A 23,140-nucleotide genomic window follows, 5' to 3' on the forward strand; every position below is an offset into this window, starting at 1 on the left:
TTAGTTTTGAGGTATACGCAATTGTTGCCCGTCTTCCAGATATTTTTTTAAGGCTACCAAAGCAGCAAGTTTTGCTTCTTCCTGAATTTCATCTTCAAGTTTTTCGGCGGAATAATACTTCTTTACAAAGTGTGTATCAAAGTTTCCGCTTCTAAAAGCTTCGTGTTCAAAAACAAACTTTCCAAAAGGAAGCGTGGTCATTACCCCTTCAACTTCATATTCCTTTATGGCTTTTATCATTAATTGAATTGCTTCTTCACGCGTTTTCCCGTAAGTAATTAATTTCGCCAACATCGGGTCGTAATAAATAGGAACTTCCATCCCTTCTTCAAAACCATTATCTACCCGAATATTTTCTCCCTTAGGAATAGTATATTTTTCAAGCTTTCCAACACTTGGCATAAAATTATCCATAGGATCTTCTGCATAAACCCTAAGTTCTACGGCGTGCCCTTTTATCTTTAAATCCTCCTGAAGCAACTTTAGCTTTTCGCCCCTGGCAATTTTAATTTGCTGTTCTACCAGATCAATCCCAGTTATATATTCGGTTACGGGATGTTCTACCTGCAAACGTGTATTCATTTCAAGAAAATAGAAATTCTTATTTTCATCGAATAAGAATTCTACAGTACCGGCACCAACATAATCACAAGCCTTGGCTACTTTTACCGCAGCTTTTCCCATTTGCTTTCTCAGTTTATCATCAAGAACAACCGAAGGAGCTTCTTCTACCACTTTTTGGTGTCTACGCTGAATACTGCATTCTCTTTCAAACAGGTGAAAATAATTTGCGTGGGTATCTGCTAAAACCTGTATTTCTATATGCCTTGGGGACGACACGTATTTCTCAATAAAAACAGAACCATCACCAAAAGCCGATTCAGCTTCGCTTATGGCACGTTTCATTTGGTCTTCCAGATCCTTCTCTTTTTCAACAATACGCATTCCTTTTCCTCCACCACCGGCAGAAGCTTTTATTAAAATAGGAAAACCGATCTCTTTAGCAATTTTCTTAGCTTTTTCAGGATCGGTAATGGCTTCATCTATTCCGGGAACCATTGGGATATCGTAAGCTTTAACCGCATCTTTTGCTGCAAGTTTACTTCCCATAATTTTAATGGCTTTAGAACCCGGGCCAATCCAGGTAATTCCATTTTTTTCTACATTTTCTGCAAAACCGGCATTTTCACTTAAAAAACCATACCCGGGATGAATCCCGTCTACGCCTAATTCTTTTGCTACTTCGATTATTTTATCGCCTTTAAGATAAGATTCATTAGAAGGCGCTTCTCCAATACAAACCGCCTCGTCGGCAAATTTTACGTGAGGCGCGTTCCTATCGGCTTTAGAGAAAACGGCTACTGTTTTGATTCCCATCTTTTGAATGGTTTTCATTACCCGAAGCGCAATCTCTCCCCTATTGGCTACTAATATTTTTTTCATTTTAATGATTTTGAATTTGGATTCTGTTAATTGAATTATTCCATTTCAATTAACAACTGATTCTTTTCTACCGTTTCCCCTTTTTTGATCGAAACAGATTTAACCACTCCATCTCTGGGAGCAGTTAGCGTGTTCTCCATTTTCATCGCTTCTAAAACGAGCAAGTAATCACCTTCCTGCACTTCAGCACCCTCTTCTACGTTAACTTCCAGGATAAGTCCCGGCATTGGTGCTTTAATGTCATTGATCATTTGTGCACTCCCAATGGAAAGTCCCATTTCTTCAATAAGCAAATCCAGCTCATTAGAAATGGCTACTTTATAAGTATTGGAGTTGATCTTAATATCGTATTGTCGCTGAAGAAAATTTTCGGTAAAAACCTCAGCTTTAAAACTGCGATTTTCCTTTAGCAGGTGGTAATGCTTATCTGCAATTTCCTGGGTATCTAAAGAAGTAATTTGGTCTTTGGTAAATTCAAATTCATAAGAGTCATTAACCTTAACCTTATATTTTTTTTCCATATTTCGTTGTTTTCAAATCTAATTTGAAGCTTGTTTTGTAAATATAGAAAATCGTTTGAAATTAGTTTTAAGATAAATCAGAATTACCGCATATATATTCACAAAAAATTAAAATAAATCGGAATTACATTTCTTATTTTAGGGTTAAACCAAAAAACTAAGAATTATGAAAAGATTATTTATAACAGGATTATTGGTATTTTTCGGACTCACTTTTGGGCATGCTCAAAAATCTGAACTACCCGAAATGGTATCAGCCTATGTTTCGCAACTTTTTCCGAATGAAAAAATTAAAACTGTAAAAGTTGATAAAGGAGACAATTGGGAAACTTATGAAATTAAAATGTCTGGAGGTACCGAACTTAGTTTCGACCAAAATAACCAGCCGACTGAGATAAAGTGTAAAAGCAGAATTCCCGCTTCAGCATTACCACTTAATATTGCAGGTTACGTGACAAAAAACCATCCCAATATTAAAATTGTAGAATATGAAATGGATGAGGAAGGACACGAAGTTGAACTGGAAAATGGAGATGAACTGGAATTTGATCCAGAAGGGAATTTTGTAGAAATGGATTAACAGGTTTTTCCTATTAAAATAAAAAATCCCCGTAGAAATGATTCTACGGGGATTTTTGATTAAATAAGTACCTAAAAATTACTTGTTATTAAATTCTTTAATCGCTTCACTTAGATCATAAACCTTAGTGTTCTTAAATTTATTCTCAAGAATACTGCTTCCGGCTGCAGAGCGATATCCACCGGCACAGTGCACCATAAACGGTTTATCTTCCGGTAACTCATCGGCACGGTCTCTTAGCTCATTTAAAGGAATTGCCTTTGCATTTTCAAAGATTTTACCTTCAGCAATTTCTCCAGCATTTCTAATATCTACAATAGTATATTTATCCTTGTTTTCTTTGAAATCTTTTAGATCAAAGTCATCTGAAGATTTTGAAACTTTTTCAGATAAAGTAAGCACACCTTTCATTTGCTTTTCGTAACCTACTTTTGCGGTTCTTTCCAATAGTTCATCAATTTGATCTACACTATTAACCACCAGGTAAAACTCTTCATTTGGTTTAATGATGGCTCCCAACCAGGTTTCATATTTATCACTTTCTGATCTAGCCATAATATTGATACTGTTTGGCAAATGTCCTTTTTTATAAGCATCTCCATCTCGAGCATCTACTATGGTCTTTCCTTCTTCTGGTGCTGCGTCTACATTAAGTTTTACCGGCACTTCATATTTCGCTTTCTGCACGTTTAGAGCTCCATTTCTATTTAGGTCTACATTGAAACCAAAATAAGCAGGAATAAAAGGCTGATCTTTTAAGATCTCTTCCACAAACTCTTCTTCAGTTTGCTCTTTAAATGCCCAGTTTCCCTGGCGTTCATTTCCCAGTGTACTGGAAGAAGCATCACTCATATTTTTTCCGCAAAGCGAACCTGCACCGTGAGCAGGGTAAATTATAGTATCGTCTGGCAAATCGTTAAATTTGGTTTGCATCGTGTTATACATTTGCTTTGCAAGTTCTACACGTTTTGCCTTCATATTTCCGGCTTTTTCACGTAAATCTGGTCTTCCTACGTTTCCGATAAAAAGGGTATCTCCACTAAACATAGCTGTTTCTCCTTTTTCTTCAGCAATAAATGTTAAACTATCTGGCGAATGACCAGGTGTATGTAAAGCTTTTACACTAACACTTCCTATTTGCACCTCATCCCCTTCATCAAAAGGAGTGTGTGGGTAATCTACCCCAACTTTTTCACTAATATAGATTTTAGCACCTGTTTCTTCCTGAATTTGTAAATGTCCACTTACAAAATCGGCGTGTGGATGCGTCTCAAAAACTGCAACAATCTTTGCGCCGTTATCTTCAGCATATTTATAATACTGCATAGGATTTCGGCTGGGATCTACCACTGCCATTTCTCCATTACTTACAAGGGCATAAGAATAATGCGCTAGAGGTTCGTCTTTAAATTGTTTTATTTTCATTGTATGTCTCTTTTTAATTATTGAGTTGATTTCTGTATGTTCTTCTTTTTAAATGGAAAAGTCATCTGACTTTTAAAATCTTCTGGAAATTTTTCATCTCCTTCAAAACCAAGTTCTATATTTTTTCCTTCCTGCGGGATATATGCCGTACCGAACAAATAATCCCATATACTAAGACTTAAGCCAAAGTTCATCCCGTGCGGTCTGTCCGCCGGAAGCGCTTTAGAATGATGCCAGATATGCATTTTTGGATTATTAATAAGATACCCCAAAATACCGTAATTCCAGCCTAGATTGGCGTGGTTTAAATGTCCAATAAACACTGCAAACATATGAACCACAAAAAATTGCTGTATTCCAAAACCTATCATTGCCAGGGGAATATACTGCACCGATTTATAGATTACAGTTTCCATAAAATGGAACCTAAACTGCGCAGCAAAACCCATTTCTTTAACGCTGTGATGTACTTTATGAAATTCCCAAAGCCAGGGCTGCTTGTGCAATTGTCGATGAACATTCCACTGTATAAAATCTGCGATCACAAACATAATAAGCAACTGCCCCCACACCGGGAAATTTTGTACTTCTATGGCTACAATATTAGTAACTCCAAAAAGGCCCAGAAAATCATTAAATAATTCTACGGCAACGTTGGAGATCGCATTATACCCAACCAGCGAAAACAGGAAAAAATTAAATAAAATATAGAACGTATCCAGCCAGAAGCCCTTCCGAAAAATCTTTTGATCTTTTCTCCAGGGGATCAAAATCTCCAAGCCCCAAACTAATAGCGACAAGCCTATAAGCCAATAAAAATAATTGGTCCAAGACGGATTGCTAATTTCATTTACCAGGTAATTAAAGTACCCAGTAAAAGAATTGGCTATTATGTTAAAGTACTTTTCCAGACTGTTTTAATTTCTTGAGGCAAAAATATAATAATCCTGCACTTCAGGCAGTAACTTTTGTTACAGTTGGTAATTAGCAAATTAATAAAAACTTTAGAGCAAGTTCGCGAAGCATTATCAATGGAAAATATAATTTGATTTCGAGGAAAGCTATGGGGCATTTAATCTCAATTATTGAATAAGTTTTTTTTAGTAGACCTTAACATTCTTAAACGTTGTAGTGTTAGCTTAAGTTAAATACTCAGTTTTTCAGTCATTTCTGCTTAATTTTATTTCAGATTAGAGAACAAAAAAAGACGATTATGAGTAAGATGAAATTGAAATACAAATATGGTTTAGGCGGTGTTGCCATAGGTCACGGCTTTAAACCTATAAGTAATGAACAGGCAGAATCTACATTAAAAGCTGCCTGGGAGGCTGGAGTAAGATACTACGATACTTCCCCATGGTACGGCCTTGGCTTAAGTGAAAGACGTTTTGGACATTTTTTAAGCAGTAAAAAGCGAGAGGATTATGTTCTTTCTACCAAAGTAGGCAGGGTTTTAAAGGCAACTAAAAACATCCCCGAAGTAATGTGGCAGGAGCCATCCCCTTTTGATTATAAATATGACTATTCTGCAGAAGCCGTGAGACGATCGGTTGAAGATAGTTTACAAAGATTAGGAGTAGCTTATTTAGACTATGCTTTTATTCACGATCTTTCTCCAGACCATAATGGAGAATATGAAGAAGGAGTAACCTGGGAAGATCATTTTGAAGTAGCAAAAAATGGCGCTATGCCAGAGCTTGAAAAGATGAAAGAAGAAGGCTTGATTAAAGCCTGGGGACTTGGAGTGAATACGATAGATCCTATTTTAAAAACCCTGGAGGTTGCCAAACCAGATGTATTCCTTTCGGCTATTCAATATTCTTTAGTGCATCATAAAGATGCTTTAAAGCGTTTATTGCCCGCTATTGAAAAAAGTGAAGCTACTTTAATAAATGCCGCTCCTTTTAACGCCGGACTTCTTACAGGCCAAAAACGTTATAATTATGGCGGGGAAATGCCTGAAGATATTAGCGACAGTTATAAAAAGATTTTGAAAATTGCTGAAAAACATAAGGTTAACCTTGTGGCGGCATCCTTACAATTCTCTTTAGCTCCAAAAGCAGCAGATACCGTGCTGGCTGGTGCAAGTAAACCAGAACAGGTTCAGGAAAATGTGAAAGCACTGGAAGAAAAAATTCCGGCAGAATTCTGGTCAGATTTAAAACAGGAAAATTTAATTGAACAAAAAGCTGAAGTACCAGCTTAGATCCCAAACCCACGAATTCACTAAAAAATTTGGTGAATTCGTGGGTTTCAATTTTAAAAATTGAAATTGGTAACAAAATTCAATTGGTTATAATTACTTCGGTTAAATATACTTTCGGCGTTGGTATGGTTTAGATTTTTCCTGTGAACCCATAAGATATCAAAACTCAATCCTTCAAAAAAACCCCTTGCCCGGTAACTTAAGTGACTATTTACCTGGAAGGATTCATCTACATTATATTTATTGAATTCAAAATCATCAACTTTAGCGCCCCTCACTTGTTGCACCTCTACCCCAATATTAAAATTATCTGGAAGGAACCGATATTCGGTTTTGAAAACAAAAACATCAACATTCCCCATTCCTTCCAGCCTGGATCGTGAAATTGAAGTAAAAAAGCGATCTCGTCCTAATTCCTTCGGAAATAAAAACCGTCCCGAATCAAAAGCGTGGGTATAAGCAAAAGCTAATTTTAATCCCGCTTGTTCCCAACCTATTTGCGAGCTTAGTACCTGCCCGTTTTCCCCGGGTTGCACATATCTATTTATGTAAGCCAGATCTTCTGAATAAGAAAAAGGATTTTGATAAACATATTGAATTCCGAAGCTAAAATCAGTAAGCTTATAGTCGACTTCCACCCAAAATGTATTCATTATTTTATCCTGGTAATAATCATAAAAATTAAGCTCAAGATTTTCTTTTTTAAGATTATAATTTATGATCCCTATTCCTGAAGAAGAATAAAAATTATGGTAATTAGCTTTTTCTCCGTTGGGTTGAAATCCGTTATTAAAAAGTCCGTGCGCTTCATCCATAGCAAAGCATTGGGTTGTTGCACGTGGGGAAACCCCATTGAGCCAACCAAGATTAACCTGATGTTTTGAATTAAAATTTAAATGCGCCCAGCCTCCTCTATGCACAAAAGGCATCATACGGCCATCGCTCTTGTTTAAGAGTGGCGTAAACTCGGTCTCAAATTTTCCATATTCTATATATGATTTTCCAAACCTGTAGCGAATAAAAAGCTCTTCAAGTCTATTGAGATCTCTAAAGTTCCCTTTATCCAAAATATTATAAAGCTCATATTCCCATTTGGCATTTTTTCCCGTTACAGCATCTACCCTATCCAAATCGCTTCCAAAGCTTTTATACACAAAACTCCCTTTTACCCCAAGTTGAAAACCATAATAATTTCCGGTAGTAAATCCAACTGCGGCACCTGTTGCATTGCTGTAGTAATCTTTTAGGTCTCGGCTATTTATTGTGTTCATAAAGTAATTTCTAACATTCCCACTAACTGCTGCGTGGTGAAAAATATCCTGCAGGTGAAAACTTTCTTCTTCGGGCTGCTCATTAATTTGAGCATTAAGGCTTAAACTCAACATAAAAACAATTAGAAAAGAAAGTTTATGGAGGTGTTGCAAAACAAAATTTTTAAGGTTCGGGGTGCAAAATTCCTGAATAATAAAGGCAGCTACAGTAACAAGGGTTACTTTTAAAATTTCAGCTTTGTAACATAAGTCACTAACATTCCGAAATCTTCTAATTATTTTCGCCCATGTTTTAACAACCTAAACTTGATCTTCTCTTATAATAGTGAGATTCAAAACTTACATAGCAATTTTATTTACCGTAGTTTTCTTCGGAAAATTTCTGATGCTAGACGCGAAAGTGCTTAATAGTGTTTTGCATTCTGAAGGTATTGCACTGGTAAACCCGTTTTGTAAGAAAAACGATCGGCAAACAGCCGATGATAGTATTTTAAGTCAGGATTCTTCTGTTTTGGTTGTAAGCAGCGATGCAATATGTACTTCTTTCTTTTTTGTTACGAATCCAGAATTCCAGGAAGAAGAGGTTGAAGACAATTTCCACGACTTCAATTATTTGAATCCGGCTATAATTTCTATTTACTTTTCTAAAGATTATCCGCCTCCAAAGGCATTAGTGGCCTAAACATATATAATTCCGGAGATAACTTCGGAACATATTTTTATTCACTAATTCTTAATCAACATGAATTCACAAATTTTAGTGAGTCGTCGCTCTATACAATTATTACGGGTGATGCTTAGCGGGATATTTCTCGTAGCCAGTTTACACCATTTATTCAATATTAAAAAAACCGTAAATAGAATTGACCAGGCCAGTTTTAAAGGACTTGCCTATTTTTTCGGAAACCCTGAATTGCTAGTAATTCTATCTGGCGTGGTTATGCTTATTGCGGGTTTTGCCCTGCTTATAGGTTTCAAAACTCGCTGGACTGCCATAATTCTACTGGCAGTTTTAATTCCCATTACCCTTACTGTGCAGGTAGGACAAATTACAACGCTGGGGCCGCTTTTTAAAAATATTGCAATAGCCGGCGGACTCCTGTTTTTTATCCTCAACGATTTTAAAGATCAACAAACAACAAAAATATAACCGGCTGTTTCAGCCATAAAATTTATAAAAATGAAAAATTCAATTTTAATCTTTACAGCTTTTTTTATGCTGTTTTCAATAACTACAAATGCTCAAAACCACGATCCTGAAAAAAATAATTATGTGGTTTTAACCAAGAAAATTCCGCAGTTACAGCCCATTTTAATTACTGCGGAAGAGCTACAAAAAGAGGATGGACATCATTTTGGTGATTTCCAGGTTATTGTTTGCGGCCAGACCGTAAAAGGCTTAACCGATAAAGAACAAATGCAAAAGTTTATCCAACGAGCCAAAAAAGCCAATGTTGCCATTAAGGCCTGCGGATTTTCCCTCAAAAAATTTGGTGTAGATCCTAAAGCGATTCCATCAGAAATGGAAGTTGTTGAGAATGGAATCCTATATGATTTTCAACTTCAGAAAAAGGGATATTTCAGTATAGAGCTTTAAAAAAAGTATTCTAAATCATATAAAATATCAAGATGATGAAAAAAATAGGAATTCTAATCTTAGTCTTTATGCTGGGCGTTTCAGGTTTTGCTCAAACAAAATCAGGAATTGAGAAGAATAATTATGTAGTATCTACTTCCAAAATTCCACAGTTAGAACCAATAATTCTTACTGCTGAAGCATTAAAACAAGAAGATGGACACAAATTTGGTGATTTTCAGATAATCCTTTATGGACGAAATGTTAAGGAGCTTACAGATAAAGAGAAGATGAAAAACTACGTTGAAAAAGCTAAAGCTGCGGGCGTGGAGATAAAAGTTTGTAAACTCTCTATAAACTTTTTAAAAATTGACATAAAAGATTTACATCCCTACGTAAAGGTAGTAGACCACGCCTTTACACATCTTTTACAATTACAAAAGAATAAGAACTACTACAGTATAGAACTATAAAAGATAATCTATGAAAATTAGTTTAAAGACAGCATTAATCCTGTTTTCAGGCATTGCTACCATTGGTTTATATACCTCTTGCAACAATGCAAATGGTAAAAACCCAGAGAAAAATAAAGATAAAACCACTAAAATCACCATTTTACAAACTGCCGATATTCACGGGCAACTTGATTCTCACCCCGAATTATTTTGGGAAGATGAAGAAATAGTTTTTAAAGAACGTGGTGGCCTGGCGCATATTCAAACCCTCTTTGAAGAAGAACGTGCCAAAAACCCAAATACGGTAATTTTGGATGGTGGCGATCTTATCCAGGGAAGTGGCTATGCCGCTCTTTCGGAAGGAAAAATTTTTCCTGAAATTATAAAGAATATGGATTACGATCTTCTAGTGCCGGGAAATTGGGAAGTAGTCTATGGCAAGAAAGTAATGATGAATGTTCTACAGGGTTTTGAAACTCCTGTAATTGTTCAGAATATGTTTCACCAGGAAGATAATAAAGAGCTTTTCCCTCCCTACTGGACCAAAGAAATTGAAGGTGTAAAACTTGGGTTTATCGGGATAAACGATCCTGATGTTCCTGTAAGGCAAAACCCGATTTTTAGTGAAGGTATTGACTTTAGCGGATTAAACGAGGGCGTAGAAGAACTTATTCTGAAAGTAAAAAAGGAAGAGAAAGTTGACGCGCTGTTTTTGGTAACCCATTTTGGGATTTTTAAGCAGGTAGAATTGGCTAACAATCCAATTGCTAAAGATGTAGATTATATCTTCGGAAACGATACTCACGAACGCGTACGGGAGCCTATTCAAGGGAAATATGCGAAAGTTACCGAACCCGGGGCTTTTGGCTCTTTTGTAGGTAAATTAAATCTTTATTTTAAAAATGGAAAGATTGTAGATGAGGAATATGAGCTGATAGAGGTTGATCCGAAAAAATACCCGGCCAATCCTAAAATTGCTAAACTAGTCGATAATGCAAAGAGACCCTATGAAGAACATTTGGAGACCGTGATTGGTTATACCGAAACGCCACTTTACCGCTATTTAACGGTTGAAAACCCCATGGATAATATGATCACCGATGCTGCCAGATGGAAAACCGGTGCCGATATTTCTATCTCTAATGGATTTCGTTTTGGAAATCCCATAGTTCCCGAAAATGGAAAACCGGCGCCTATAACCCGGGCTAATTTATGGAATTTGCTCCCGGTGAATGAAAAAGTAAAAACCGGAAAGGCTACCGGAAAACAGATAAAAGACTGGCTGGAAAGTGAGATGCACAATGCCTTCGCCCAAACTCCAACCGAGCGTTTTGGCGGCTGGATGGTTAGATTTTCTGGAATGGAAGTAGATTTTAATTCTCAGAATAAAAAAGGAGAACGAATAAAATCTGTTACGGTAAATGGCGAGAAAATCCAGGAGGATGAGTATTATACCATTTCTGCCTGTGTGCGGCCCGGAGACCCAATTGATAATCTTTGCCGAATGCCGAACGTTAAAAATGTTGAGGTACAAGACTATACTATTCACGAGGTAGTGGAAGAATACCTACAAAAACATTCCCCGGTTTCACCGACCCTGGATGGGCGTTCTTATTGCGAATATTTAGGTGAAAAATCTTTTTCTACGGTTCCCGGAACCGATTATGAATTCCACTAGATAAAACAAACCTCACAAGTGAAGAAAATAGCTTGTGAGGTTTTTTATAAATCACGGCTTTGTAGCTACAAAACGAATTACCGCTGCTTTGCCATTATGGTATTTCCCTTCAGAAAGTTCTATTAATTTATCTTCAAATTCCTCGAATTTAAATCCGTTAAAACTGGTTTGTAATTCTTCTTTTGAAAACAACATTTCAGCATTCTTAGGACCACCAGATTTTGGATTTTCTTTCTGAACATCTATCTGCGCTTTACTAAAAGCTTCAAAAATAATAGTTCCCCCAGGCTTTAATAGATTTCTAAATTCGGCAAAATAGCTGTGTTTATCCTCCGGTGAAAAATGAGCGAAAATTAAAGCTATAGCATCAAACTGTTCCGTTTTATAATCCATATCGGGCAATTTCCCAACCTGGTAATCAATTTCTACACCTTCTGAATTTGCCAACTTAAGGGCTTTATCCCTGCCTTCTTTACTAATGTCAAAAGCAGAAACCCTCCAGCCTTTTTTAGCCGCGTAAACTGCATTTCGGCCTTCTCCTTCTGCCGGGAACAAAATTTCTCCAAGCTGTATTTCATCAAGTTTCTCTTTGAAATACTTATTCGGAGCTTTTCCGTAAACATAATCCGGCTCGGCGTAGCGTTCATCCCAAAACTCTTTCATAAAATTTCTATTTTTTCCTGAAGCAACAAAACGTAAAATTCTGAATAGCTCCCGTTGGGGTTGTCTGATCTATGTTTTTACTTTCCACAAGATTAAATTTGGCTTCAAGTAAATTTTCAAGATCTTCTTTATCATATTGCTTAACCGTACGGCCGCTACATTTTGTAGGTCCATTCTTTGAAAAAGTTGCAATAATTACAAAGCCACCAGGAATAACCGAATTTTCCAGTGTACGAACATAGTTTTCAATTTGCTGATCTTCAGTCAAAAAATGAAATGCTGCTCTATCGTGCCAAAGATGATATGTTTGGGTTGCTTCAAAGCTTGAAACATCAGCATTTATCCAGGTTATTTTTTCGGCTTCGGCACCCAATCGGGCTTCAGCTTTTTCCAAAGCTTCTTTAGAAATATCCAGAACCGAAATATCGCGATAACCTTCTTTCATTAAAAAATCTACAAGATTAGAATCTCCCCCACCAATGTCTATAATCTTAGAGGTATAAGGCAATTCTAGTTGGTCAATAAAATTTAATGAAATCTCAGGTTTTTCCTGATACCAACTTGTTTCAGGATAAGATTTCTTTGCATATACTTCTTCCCAATGGGCTTTCATCTCTTTCATAATCAAATTATTTTTCTTCAAAATTCCACCAATACTTTTGCGAAAATTGCTCTCCTATAATATAAGTTTCTCCAATTTTAGGAGCAACTACCCTTTGTTGCTGCAATTCTGCTTCTGCCATTAAGCGTTTAATAGGTTCGTTCCAGGGATGCACAGAGAGTACAAATTTTCCCCAGTGCACCGGAAATAAGATTTCGGCATTTAAGTCTTTAGCAGCCTGTACTGTTTCTTCAGGAAGCATATGTATTTGTGGCCAATATTTCCCATACTGTCCGCATTCTAAGAATACAAGGTCGAATTTCTTAAATTGCTTCCCTATTTTTTTAAACTCGGAACTATAACCAGAGTCACTCCCAATATATATCTTATAATCTTCCCACTCTAGAGCAAAAGAAGACCATAAACTAGTATCTCTTTTAAATCCCCTACCCGAAAAATGTCGTGCAGGTAAGGCAGAGATTTTAAGGTCTTTATATATTTCTAAACTTTGATGCCAGTTTAATTCCGTAATTATTTTAGCATTTATTCCCCAATGTTCCAAATGCGCACCTACGCCTAAAGAAGTAATTATTTTTGAAATTTTAGGCCTTAATTGTTTTAAAAACTTATAGTCCAGGTGGTCGTAATGATCGTAGGTAAGAATTAGTAAATCTATATCTGGAAAGTCTTCTGCCTTATATAAATCTGTACCTGAAAAAGATTTTCCGAAAATCTTAAACGGGGACGCAAACCCGCTAAACACAGGATCTACTAAAATTTTATAGCCATTAAAACTTAATAAATAAGAGGAATGACCAAACCAAATTACGGCGGGTTCGTTTGAAGTAAAATCCTTTAAATTGGCTTTTTTATGCGGAATTTTCTCTGAAGGGCGAACACTCTTTGGCCTCTTAAGCATTTGGTTTAAGATTTTGGCTATAGACGCATCTTCAGTTTGCAGGACGGTAGGTTCTATATTCTGAAACTTAGCATCTCGCGTATTTTCGGCCTCCTTTATCCGTTTTAATCTTTCACCTGAAGGTTCTTTTCCAAATCTTTTAAAGAGCATTTTTTGAATTTATTCCATTTATAAAATTCAGTATTTTCCTATTTACAACTTACTCATATTTTTTCTCATTTTTCTCTAAAACCTTAATCATATTAAAAGAACGCATTAAATGAAAAAGCCCGGGTAAAATTATAAATCCACCAATAAGAAGCATGATGGCCAAATTGCTAATCGTAGCCTCTGGAGCCAGGTTTGCCAACAAACTTACTTCTTCGGTTGCTGTAATAATTATATAAGGAAAATGAGCGTAAAGTGCTGCAAACAGGACTAAAATTACCTGGAAAACCGCTAAATATCTACTGGCTATTCGGTATTCCTTCTTAATGAATTTCCACAATGGAAATAATAAGATGCCAGAAAATGCTACACAAGCCAGTGAAACCGGATTATGTATAAAATCTTCGGCAAATTTTATATCGCTGAAATATCCAAAACTGATTAAAATAAATCCGAGCACTACCAAAACGGTAGTGAAGAATGCCGAGTTTCTAGCGTAGTGCTTTCGGGCTTTACCTTCGGCTTCGCCAATTAGAAGCGTAGATGCTAAAAATGCACAAAGAGCGGCGTAAAATAAACCAACCAACAGGCTAAAAATATTGAGCCAGTGTTGCATAAAGAGATCATAAAAGCCGTAGTTTTCATAATCTTCGGTAATAATAATTTTACCGCCAATAAGCGCCCCAAAAGACATTCCCAAAAAAACTGGGGTAACAAAACTTCCAATTCTAAAAAGCCAGTTATACCAAAATTGAGACTTATCTACCACCGCATCATAATGCCTAAAAACAAAAGCGACACCTCGCAGGGTAATACCCAGCAAGACTAAAGTTAAAGGAATATGTAAGTAAATTATAATGATATTAAAGTAAGCAGGAAAAGCCACCCACAAAATTACAAGCATAATAATAAGCCAGATATGGTTTGCTTCCCAAATGGGACCCATTACCCTATAAATTGTATCCCTGGTATGTTCCTTATTTTTTGCAGAAGAAAACAATTCTACAATTCCGGCGCCAAAATCGGCACCACCGAGTAACACATATAAAAGCAATGAAAACAGCAGAAAAAATAAAACTATATACAACATAACTAATCTTTGCTTTTATTCTTCATATTAATAGGATTGTTTTTTCGTGCTCTTTCACGGTTATAAGATTCCTGAGAGGAATTTTCGTTAGATCCGTCCTCGTTGGGTTCTTGATTAAGAGATTTTATCTGTCGGTTCATTAACCAGGTAACGGTTATTCCCAGCACCGTATATAAAAACAGGTAGAAAAAGAAACTATACTTCATTCCAGGCATAGGAGTTACGGCATCTTCGGTGCGCATTATCTGGTGAATTATCCAGGGTTGGCGTCCAACTTCAGTAACTACCCAACCTGCTTCTATAGCTACAAAACCAAGGGGTGCAACAACTATAAATAACAGCCAATAATACTTATTATTAAGCCATTTTTTCTTCTTTAAACTGATAAAATAAATAAGCCCGGCAAACATCAATAATGTTCCGATCCCTACCATAATTTGAAAGGCATAATGCACAATAGCAACCGGTGGAAGTTCATCATCTGGGAAATCATTTAATCCTTTTACTTCGGCATCAAAATCACCAAAAGCAAGAAAAGATAAAGCCTTGGGAATTTCAATTTTATTGGTTACCGTTCGGTTTTCTTCATCTACAATTCCTCCAATATAGAGCGGAGCGCCTTTTTCGGTCTCGTAATGCGCTTCCATAGCAGCCAATTTTACCGGTTGACGTTCGGCTACATCTTTAGCCGAAAGATCACCGCTTATTGGCTGCAAAAATGCTGCAACTGCACCGAAAATGATTGCTATCTTAAAAGCTTTAGTATGTAATTCTACATTTCTTTTCCGGAAAATTTGAAAAGCGTGAATTCCTGCAACTCCAAAACTGGTAGCTACGAAGGCAGCTAAGGTCATATGCAAAGCTTGTGTAAACCAGGCAGGATTCAGTAAGGCTGCCACAGGATCTATATTGGTAAACTCGCCATTAATATAATCGAATCCAGAGGGAGCGTTCATCCAGCCATTTGCTGAAACTACCAGTATTCCTGAAGCTACTCCAGAAATACCTATGATAACCCCGGTAAACCAATGAAATTTTTCCGGGAGTTTTTTCCAGCCGTAGAGGTAAAATCCTAGCGCGATGGCTTCCACAAAAAATGCAGCACCTTCCAATGAGAAAGGCATTCCAATTATTGGTCCTGCATGTTTCATAAATTCGGGCCAAAGCATTCCCAGTTCAAAAGAAAGAGCAGTACCTGAAACTGCACCGGTAACAAAAAAAATAGCCACTCCTTTTAGCCAGGCCATACTTAATCTTTTATAAACAGGATTTCGTGTTTTTAACCATTTATGGTGCGCTACCACCATAAAAAAAGGCATTACCATACCAATACAGGCAAAAATAATGTGGAAGCCTAAAGTAAAGGCCATTTGTAGGCGAGCATAATCTAAATTCTCCATCAACTTCTAGTTTATTGATTTTAAATCCGTTAAATAGGGACTTTTCAATATAATTTTCAACGAATAAATTTAGGGAAAAATCTACCGGTGTTCTGCCGGTAATCACGATAATTTGGATACTTTAAACATAATTGTTCTTCTTCGTAATTTGATTTATACCTAAAAAGTAAAACTAACAAGAGCACGATACCAAGCTTATAAAACGAATTAAAATACAAAGCCAGAAAAAAGAGGGCAAAGAGGATTCCTGAATAAATGGGATGCCTAACATATTTATAAACTCCAGAAGTAATTAAAGTGGCGTTATTCTTCGGTTTAGGGAAAGGTGACAAATTGGTGTTTAGTTGCAAAAGCGCTGTAAATATAAATAAGAATCCCAACCCACTTAAAACCAAAAAAACCGGCTGAAAAACGTCTAGCCGGTTAAATTTTAATGTATCAATTTCAATAATAAAAGCAATAAAAAGTACAAGTTGTATCCCAACAAAAATGTAATTTTTATAATGCATTTATTTCAGTTTTAATCTATTCTAATAGTAATCTGTTTTATGAAATTTCGGCCCAAATAATATACACACCCATTAGCAGGACGAACCAACCAAAACCTTTTTTCAGTTTTTTACCGTCTATAAATTTATTGAGATAGATACCTACAAACATTCCTACCATAGAAAGTCCGGTGAAGATGGCTAAAAATATCCAGTCTATATTCATATTCTGAACATCCCCAATAAAACCTATAAGCGATTTAATTGCAATAATTAACAAAGATGTGGCCACAGCTTTTTTCATTGGGAGTTTGGCCAGAAGTACAAGAGCTGGAATAATTAAAAATCCTCCCCCGGCACCAACAATCCCGGTTAAGACACCTACTACGATTCCTTCAATAATGATTAATGGGTAGTTATAACTTATTTTTTCTGAATCTGCTTTTTTCTTACCATTTTCCCTAATCATTGAGACCGAAGCCAGAATCATGATAATCGCAAAAAACAGCATAATCCCGATGTTTTTCGTGATTTCAAAGCCACCAATACTAAAAAGAGATTCGGGAATGGCGGGCACCATATATTTTCGAGTAGCATAAACAGCTATAAAAGCCGGAATAGAAAACACGATAGCGGTTCTAAAATCTACCAGTTTCTTCTGCATATTTTTAAACGCACCTACCAAAGCAGAAGCACCAACTACAAAAAGAGAATAAGCCGTAGCTGTTACAGGATTAATTGCCAGTAAATAAACAAGCACGGGAACCGTTAATATAGAACCACCGCCTCCAATAAGGCCTAAGACAACTCCAATAATTAATGCTCCAAAGTAACCCAGTATTTCCAGTATTTCCATATCTAAATTTTATTTCGGTGCAAAAGTACTTGCAATATGGGGCTCTTACAGTAACAAGGGTTACATAGGTTTAAAGTGCCATAACTTCTATGCTGTTGCGTTGTAGTTTTATTTTTCCATCCAGTTCCAGTTTTTTAAGCAACCTTGAAATTACCACCCGCGAAGTATGTAAATCGTATGCAATTTGCTGGTGTGTCACGGCAATCACTTCATTTTGATTGATCTTCGCTTTATCTTCAAGGTATTTCATTAAACGCTGATCCATATTCATAAAGGCAATGGTATCTATGGTATCCAGCATTTCGGTAAGACGGGCCTGGTAACTGGCAAATACAAAATCTCGCCAGGATTTATATTTCGAGGTCCATTCCTCCATTTTTTCAATAGGGATCATCACTAACTTTGTGTCTCGCTCTGCCACGGCCCTAATTTCACTTTTGGTTTGGCCAAGACAACAGGAAAGAGTCATTGCACAGGTATCGCCACGTTCCAGGAAATACAATAAGAGTTCATCTCCATCCTTATCCTCACGCATAATTTTAATAGCGCCTTCAATTAGTAAAGGCATCATTTTCACATAATCGCCAATCTCAATAATTTTTTCGCCCTGCGCTTTAAACTGAAGTTGGCCTACCTTGTTTATCTCTTCAATAAGTTCATCTTCAAAAATAAAACCGTAGGCTTCTTTTAATTCCTGTAACATATAATATTGCTGTGCTATTTATTAATTCTGAAAACATTTTTTCAGAAACTAAAATTAGTATTTAAATTGAAATTGATCGTGTTTTTAGCCGAAAGTCTATCCCGGCAACACATAAAAATAAATAGAAAGGTAATGACAAAAGGTCCCGAAAAGCACGAAAATGTGGAAAATAGCATGGTTAAATTTCACTTTATCAAAACTAAATAACACGGCACCAATTGTATACGAAATTCCGCCGGCAAACAACCACCACAAACCTTCTGAACTTAAATTATTGTACAAAGGTTTAATGGCAAAAACAATGATCCAGCCCATAAGTACATACATAATAGTAGACAGGGTTTGGTATCTCCCGGTAAAGAAAAGTTTAAGAAAAATCCCGGTAAGTGCAATACCCCAAACCACTCCAAAAATCGTCCAGCCAACCCAACCGTCTAATGTTACAAGTGCAAAAGGCGTATAGCTTCCTGCAATAAGAACATAAATTGAAGCGTGGTCCAGAATATTAAGTTTATAACGCAAACTTTTATTGGTGGCACTATGGTAAAAAGTTGAAGCCGCATATAACAAGATCATACTTGCGCCAAAAATGCTAAAACTTACAAGGTGTACCGTTTCGCCAAGTTCGTTCGCCCTTAATATTAGCAAAACGAGACCCAAAATGCTTAAAATTAAACCAAACCCGTGGGAGAGCACATTTAATTTTTCTTCCAGCTCATCGTATTTTTGGTGAGGTACGTTTTTCACAGTGCTTTAATTGAATCTATAAAATTAAAAATATTCAGGCTTAAACGGAATATTTTAAACGCCCAATTTTTATTATTTTCGGGCTTTCACACCGGCACAAATTCTTAACCGATTCTTATGAAAATTCTGCATACTGCCGATTGGCATATTGGTAAAAAACTGCATAAACATAGTTTACAACCCGATTTTGACCTTTTTATAGATTGGCTTTGCAATTGTATTTCGGAAAATGAAGTAAAGGTTTTATTGGTGTCGGGAGATGTTTTTGATCTTGCAAATCCTTCTTCGGAAGCAAGGCAGCAATATTTTAAAGCTTTGATGAAACTGAAGCGACTAGACTGCAAGATAATTCTAACCGGTGGTAATCACGATTCTCCTACTATGCTTAATGCCCCACAGGAAGTATTACGCGAATTAGATATTCATATTATTGGCGGTTTACCAAACGAACTTTCAGAATGTATTGTTCCTATTAAAAATGATAAAAATGAAAACGAAATTCTTGTCGCCGCTCTCCCCTATCTTCGGGATGCCGATTTAAGAACTGCCAGCCAGGGAAATTCCTACGAAGACCGGCTGGAAGCTTTGCGAAAAGGAATTCAGCAAACATTTTTAGATACCGCTGAAATTTGTAAATCTCAATTCCCTGAAATTCCAACGATCGCTATGGGGCATCTTTTTGCTGCCGGCGCAGAAACCTCAGAAAGTGAACGCGACATTCAAATTGGCAACCAGGCAGCTTTTAATGCGCTTCAGTTTGGAGATTATTATAATTATATCGCACTTGGCCACATTCACAAACCACAAAGGGTAAATGCAGCTACTCCTACTTTTTACAGCGGCTCCCCTATTCCACTTTCATTTAGTGAGCGTACTAATAAAAACCGTATTCTTCTATTGGATACAGAGACCGGTTGGGAACCAAAAAGTATAGAAATTCCGAGTTTTAGAGAATTATTGAAAATTACTGGAACTCTGGAAAAACTTCAGCAAAAATTAATGGAGCTCCAGGCTCGGGAAGGACTGGCTTCTTTAATTGAAATTGAAATGCAAGAAGATAATTTTGACGCTAATAAAATCTATGAACTGGATCAGTTAGTCGATAATTTTAAAGTTGAAGGTTACGAGATTGTAAAGCATCGCGCCAGTTTTGAAAATAAGATTAGTGGTAGCGGCGAACTCTATGAGGAAAAACAACAATTGGAAGATCTGCAACCTTTAGATGTTTTTCAAAAATTGGTAGATAAGCAGGAAGAAGATGAGGAAACCCGCAAGGAATTAATGAGCGCTTTTAATGAAATTCTTGAAGAAGTGCATCAATCTAAAAAAGCTTAAATAATGAAGATTCTAAGCATAGCCTTTAAAAATATTAATTCCCTAAAAGGTGAAAATTTTATAGATTTTGAAGCAGCTCCGTTTTCGGGAAATACACTTTTTGCCATCACCGGGCCCACTGGAAGTGGTAAGAGTAGCATCCTTGATGTGATCTCACTCGCGCTTTTTAATCAGGTGCCAAGGCTGGGGAAAATCAGTAAAAAAGAAATTAGGGAAAAAGGAGCCATTCTTACCCGAAACCAAAAGGAAGCTTACGCCAAAGTAACTTTTGAGACCGGTTCGGGTCGCTACACTTCTTCCTGGAGTATTGAGGTGAATCGAAATGGAAATCTCAACGATTATAATATGGAGATTGCGAATCTTCAGGATAACTCGTTACTAGATCTTAAAAAATCTGAAGTTCCGGGGAAAAATGAAGAATTGATCGGTTTAAATTACGATCAGTTTATTAAATCGGTTTTACTGGCCCAGGGCGATTTTGCTAAATTTCTCTCGGCTAAAAAGGAAGAACGCGGCGAATTACTGGAAAAAATTACCGGTACCGGCATCTATCGGCAGTTAGGCATTATGGCTTTTGAACGTTTTAAAGCCGAAACTAAAGAAATTGAATCCCAGCAAAACGAAATAAAACTTTTTGAATCGTATTTGCTTTCTAAAGAAGATCTTGACACTTTCAAAAAAGATCTAGAAGAAAAAACTACTCAAACGGAAAGTTTGCAGAAGGATTTGAAGCTGATTGAAAAACAGCTGGACTTAAAGGAGAACATTAAAAAGCAGGAAAAAGAAATAAGCGGTTTACAGGAAGAAGAATCAAAACTGAATCAACAGCTTAAAGCATTTGAAGCCGAATATGGTGAAGCTCTTAACCAACACGAGAAACTGCAACCTATTGCTGAAGACTTACAATCCTGGAACAGATTTCAGCAGGAATTACAAAGTTTAAAAGAAAACCTGGGAAAGACCTCGGAAAAAATTGAAGCGAATAAAGAGAATACCTCCGGTTTTATTCAGCGTGTAAAAGGTTTTGTTCAGGAAGATGTTAGTGCGGAAAATTTAAAAGAAAAATTAAATCTTTTTACCGAAAAAATAGTCAGGCTTCAGGATGAGAAAACTTCCCTGGGACGTGATTATAAAAGTAAGCTACAATTATTCAAAACCGAAATTCGTGAATTAAAACTGAAATTTCCGGAGAATGATCTACAAACCGGAAAGAAATTACTGGAAGAATTTCAAGCTGAACAACTTCAGCAGAAACAGCAACTCGAAATTGATTTAAAAGAAGTTGATTTAGAAAAACTGATTTCGGAAAAAGCCCGTTTAAAAAACGACCTGGAAAAAGCGCGTGAAGCGAGACAGTTTTCAGAAAAAAAACTCCAGCTAGAAGAAAATAGTAACAAACTTACTAAAGACATTCAGGCGTATCAACCGGAACTGGAAGCTCTCCCAAAAGTTATTGAAAAGGAAGAAAACCTACTTATTTCCTTAAAAAAGGATTTAGAGATACTTCAGCTTAAAAAGGAAAATCAGCTAAAAACCGCGAAGTTAGAAGAACTTAGAAACTCGCTAAAAATAGGAGAGGCCTGCCCCCTTTGTGGTTCTAAAGAGCATCCTTATTCTGAACATCTTCCCGAATTTGAAGATAAGCTGGAAGTAAAGATTTCAGCAAAAAATAATGAACTAGAGGAGCAAAACAAAAAACTTATCCAGGCGCAATTAAAATTCGCACATTTAGAAGAATCGCTAAAAAAAGCTAAAAAGGATTTAACTGAGATTGAAAACCAGGTTTCGGAGAACAAGAAATTATTCAGTGAAAAATATCCTGATTTCAATTTAGCTGAAAAGATAAATTGGGAAACGTATATCGCAAAAATAAATACAAAAATTGAAAGCCTTGACGCATTTGAAACTACGCAACAAAAATTGAGTGCGATAGCCACTGGATTGCCAATTCTGGAAGAATTAGATCAAATTCTGCAACAAGGCAAATTACTACAGCAGCAACTTCAAGCAAGTTATTCAGGAAATAATATTGTGCAAGACAGCCGGGAATTACTGGATAAATGGAATGCTTTAATTCACGAAAAGAATTACTTAAAAGAAAACGAAAAAGAGCAAAAGGAGCAATTAAGTCAGCAATCAAAAAGATATGATAAACTGTTGGAAAAGCTTCAACCTGAAATTATAAAACAAGGTTTTGAATCTATTGAAAAAGCGTTCAGCGCACTCTTGCCGGGGAATAAATTCCTGGAGTTAAAAGACAAAAAAGATAATATTTTAAAACAAAAAAGTATTGCATCTACTGGAATTTCCACCTTACAAAAACAGCTCAAACAGTTTAAAGAAAATGAAAGCCAACGTACTGCTGAAGATTTAGCCACAGAACAATCAAAAAAACAGGGAGAATTTGAGCAGGCAAAGTCTACTTGCGAAGAATTGCGAAGAAAACTGGAAAATAACAACGAGTATCTCTCCCGACTAAAGCAACTGGAAAAACAAATTGCTGAAAAAGAAAAACAGAGCAAACGCTGGCGACTTTTAAATACGCTAATTGGCGACAGGCAGGGGAAAAAATTTAATGATTTTGCTCAAGATCTTACCCTTTCGCAATTAATTCACCTGGCAAATGTGAGGTTGAAAGACCTTAGCGAACGTTATAAAATAGACAAAGCAAACGAAGATGAAGACGACGGCCTGGTTACTATAGACGAAGATATGGGCGGGCAAAGAAGATCGGTTAAAACACTTTCTGGCGGCGAGACCTTTCTTTTAAGTTTGTCACTGGCACTGGCCTTATCTGATCTCGCTTCAAGAAATGTTGAAATTAACAGCTTATTTATCGATGAAGGATTTGGGACTTTAGATCCTGAAACTTTGGATCAAACTCTGGACACTTTAGAAAAATTACAGGCAGAATCTGGTAAAACCATTGGAATTATAAGCCACGTTGCTTCATTAAAAGAACGTATCGCTACTCAAATTCAATTAACCCGAAATGGGCAGGGTTATAGTAGTTTGACGGTGAAGTTGTGAGTTGTG

At 36.5% G+C, this 23,140-nt stretch carries 23 protein-coding genes; 9 read left to right on the plus strand and 14 right to left on the minus strand.

Going from position 1 to position 23,140, the window contains the following annotated elements; all coding sequences use genetic code 11:
* Together accC and APB85_RS10495 are read right to left on the minus strand one after the other, a co-directional pair.
* On the minus strand, window positions 1-1,443 hold the full coding sequence (gene accC, locus APB85_RS10490) for an acetyl-CoA carboxylase biotin carboxylase subunit (RefSeq protein WP_057481774.1): 1,443 nt from the start codon (window positions 1,441-1,443) through the stop codon (window positions 1-3).
* Window positions 1,444-1,478: 35 nt separating this feature from the next.
* Complete coding sequence (locus APB85_RS10495) at window positions 1,479-1,964, minus strand: acetyl-CoA carboxylase biotin carboxyl carrier protein subunit (protein ID WP_057481773.1); 486 nt, start codon at window positions 1,962-1,964, stop codon at window positions 1,479-1,481.
* A gap of 166 nt (window positions 1,965-2,130) precedes the next feature.
* Between APB85_RS10495 and APB85_RS10500 the strand changes: the two genes are divergently transcribed.
* Complete coding sequence (locus APB85_RS10500; RefSeq protein ID WP_057481772.1) at window positions 2,131-2,544, plus strand: PepSY-like domain-containing protein; 414 nt, start codon at window positions 2,131-2,133, stop codon at window positions 2,542-2,544.
* 78 nt (window positions 2,545-2,622) lie between these two features.
* On the opposite strand, the gene APB85_RS10505 is transcribed toward APB85_RS10500, so the two are convergent.
* On the minus strand, window positions 2,623-3,969 hold the full coding sequence (locus APB85_RS10505) for an MBL fold metallo-hydrolase (RefSeq protein WP_057481771.1): 1,347 nt from the start codon (window positions 3,967-3,969) through the stop codon (window positions 2,623-2,625).
* Window positions 3,970-3,986: 17 nt separating this feature from the next.
* Window positions 3,987-4,880, minus strand: a complete 894-nt coding sequence (locus APB85_RS10510) for a sterol desaturase family protein (RefSeq protein ID WP_057481770.1) — start codon at window positions 4,878-4,880, stop codon at window positions 3,987-3,989.
* A gap of 302 nt (window positions 4,881-5,182) precedes the next feature.
* Here APB85_RS10510 and APB85_RS10515 point away from each other — a divergent pair, with 302 nt between their 5' ends.
* The gene (locus APB85_RS10515) at window positions 5,183-6,175 is read left to right on the plus strand and encodes an aldo/keto reductase (RefSeq protein ID WP_103294453.1); all 993 of its coding nucleotides are present in this window, start codon (window positions 5,183-5,185) and stop codon (window positions 6,173-6,175) included.
* Between the two features lie 53 nt (window positions 6,176-6,228).
* On the opposite strand, the gene APB85_RS10520 is transcribed toward APB85_RS10515, so the two are convergent.
* A complete protein-coding gene (locus APB85_RS10520; protein WP_146035379.1) occupies window positions 6,229-7,599 on the minus strand; it encodes a hypothetical protein in 1,371 nt (456 codons plus the stop codon).
* A 172-nt stretch (window positions 7,600-7,771) separates the two neighbouring features.
* On the opposite strand from APB85_RS10520, the gene APB85_RS10525 reads away from it, so the two are divergent.
* The 5 genes from APB85_RS10525 to APB85_RS10545 are packed head-to-tail and all read left to right on the plus strand — an operon-like array spanning window position 7,772 to window position 11,155.
* Window positions 7,772-8,128, plus strand: a complete 357-nt coding sequence (locus APB85_RS10525; RefSeq protein ID WP_103294454.1) for a hypothetical protein — start codon at window positions 7,772-7,774, stop codon at window positions 8,126-8,128.
* A gap of 60 nt (window positions 8,129-8,188) precedes the next feature.
* A complete protein-coding gene (locus APB85_RS10530) occupies window positions 8,189-8,596 on the plus strand; it encodes a DoxX family protein (protein WP_057481766.1) in 408 nt (135 codons plus the stop codon).
* Window positions 8,597-8,626: 30 nt separating this feature from the next.
* Complete coding sequence (locus APB85_RS10535; protein ID WP_057481765.1) at window positions 8,627-9,043, plus strand: DsrE family protein; 417 nt, start codon at window positions 8,627-8,629, stop codon at window positions 9,041-9,043.
* A gap of 32 nt (window positions 9,044-9,075) precedes the next feature.
* The gene (locus APB85_RS10540; protein WP_057481764.1) at window positions 9,076-9,495 is read left to right on the plus strand and encodes a DsrE family protein; all 420 of its coding nucleotides are present in this window, start codon (window positions 9,076-9,078) and stop codon (window positions 9,493-9,495) included.
* Window positions 9,496-9,505: 10 nt separating this feature from the next.
* Window positions 9,506-11,155 carry a bifunctional metallophosphatase/5'-nucleotidase gene (locus APB85_RS10545; protein WP_083482197.1) on the plus strand — a complete coding sequence of 550 codons (1,650 nt, stop codon included), beginning with the start codon at window positions 9,506-9,508 and terminating at the stop codon, window positions 11,153-11,155.
* A 51-nt stretch (window positions 11,156-11,206) separates the two neighbouring features.
* On the opposite strand, the gene APB85_RS10550 is transcribed toward APB85_RS10545, so the two are convergent.
* The 9 genes from APB85_RS10550 to trhA form a co-directional block, all read right to left on the minus strand.
* Window positions 11,207-11,818 carry a class I SAM-dependent methyltransferase gene (locus APB85_RS10550; protein WP_057481763.1) on the minus strand — a complete coding sequence of 204 codons (612 nt, stop codon included), beginning with the start codon at window positions 11,816-11,818 and terminating at the stop codon, window positions 11,207-11,209.
* A gap of 7 nt (window positions 11,819-11,825) precedes the next feature.
* Entirely contained in the window at window positions 11,826-12,440 is a 615-nt protein-coding gene (locus APB85_RS10555) for a class I SAM-dependent methyltransferase (protein WP_057481860.1), read from the minus strand.
* 7 nt (window positions 12,441-12,447) lie between these two features.
* Window positions 12,448-13,488 carry an MBL fold metallo-hydrolase gene (locus tag APB85_RS10560; protein ID WP_057481762.1) on the minus strand — a complete coding sequence of 347 codons (1,041 nt, stop codon included), beginning with the start codon at window positions 13,486-13,488 and terminating at the stop codon, window positions 12,448-12,450.
* A gap of 49 nt (window positions 13,489-13,537) precedes the next feature.
* A complete protein-coding gene (locus APB85_RS10565; RefSeq protein WP_057481761.1) occupies window positions 13,538-14,575 on the minus strand; it encodes a cytochrome d ubiquinol oxidase subunit II in 1,038 nt (345 codons plus the stop codon).
* Window positions 14,576-14,577: 2 nt separating this feature from the next.
* Window positions 14,578-15,975, minus strand: a complete 1,398-nt coding sequence (locus APB85_RS10570) for a cytochrome ubiquinol oxidase subunit I (RefSeq protein ID WP_083482196.1) — start codon at window positions 15,973-15,975, stop codon at window positions 14,578-14,580.
* A 56-nt stretch (window positions 15,976-16,031) separates the two neighbouring features.
* Window positions 16,032-16,484: a methyltransferase family protein gene (locus tag APB85_RS10575; protein WP_057481760.1), complete on the minus strand. Its 453-nt coding sequence runs from the start codon at window positions 16,482-16,484 to the stop codon at window positions 16,032-16,034.
* Between the two features lie 37 nt (window positions 16,485-16,521).
* Window positions 16,522-17,319 carry a sulfite exporter TauE/SafE family protein gene (locus APB85_RS10580; RefSeq protein ID WP_057481759.1) on the minus strand — a complete coding sequence of 266 codons (798 nt, stop codon included), beginning with the start codon at window positions 17,317-17,319 and terminating at the stop codon, window positions 16,522-16,524.
* Between the two features lie 70 nt (window positions 17,320-17,389).
* On the minus strand, window positions 17,390-18,022 hold the full coding sequence (locus APB85_RS10585; RefSeq protein WP_057481758.1) for a Crp/Fnr family transcriptional regulator: 633 nt from the start codon (window positions 18,020-18,022) through the stop codon (window positions 17,390-17,392).
* A 96-nt stretch (window positions 18,023-18,118) separates the two neighbouring features.
* Window positions 18,119-18,769, minus strand: a complete 651-nt coding sequence (trhA, locus tag APB85_RS10590) for a PAQR family membrane homeostasis protein TrhA (protein ID WP_201780893.1) — start codon at window positions 18,767-18,769, stop codon at window positions 18,119-18,121.
* Window positions 18,770-18,886: 117 nt separating this feature from the next.
* On the opposite strand from trhA, the gene APB85_RS10595 reads away from it, so the two are divergent.
* Together APB85_RS10595 and APB85_RS10600 are read left to right on the plus strand one after the other, a co-directional pair.
* Window positions 18,887-20,104 carry an exonuclease SbcCD subunit D C-terminal domain-containing protein gene (locus APB85_RS10595; protein ID WP_057481757.1) on the plus strand — a complete coding sequence of 406 codons (1,218 nt, stop codon included), beginning with the start codon at window positions 18,887-18,889 and terminating at the stop codon, window positions 20,102-20,104.
* Between the two features lie 3 nt (window positions 20,105-20,107).
* Window positions 20,108-23,134, plus strand: coding sequence for an SbcC/MukB-like Walker B domain-containing protein (locus APB85_RS10600; protein ID WP_057481756.1), 3,027 nt, complete (start codon window positions 20,108-20,110; stop codon window positions 23,132-23,134).
* Window positions 23,135-23,140: the final 6 nt, after the last annotated feature.

The sequence above is a fragment of the Salegentibacter mishustinae genome, assembly GCF_002900095.1.
In the GTDB taxonomy this organism is placed as follows: Bacteria; Bacteroidota; Bacteroidia; order Flavobacteriales; family Flavobacteriaceae; genus Salegentibacter; species Salegentibacter mishustinae.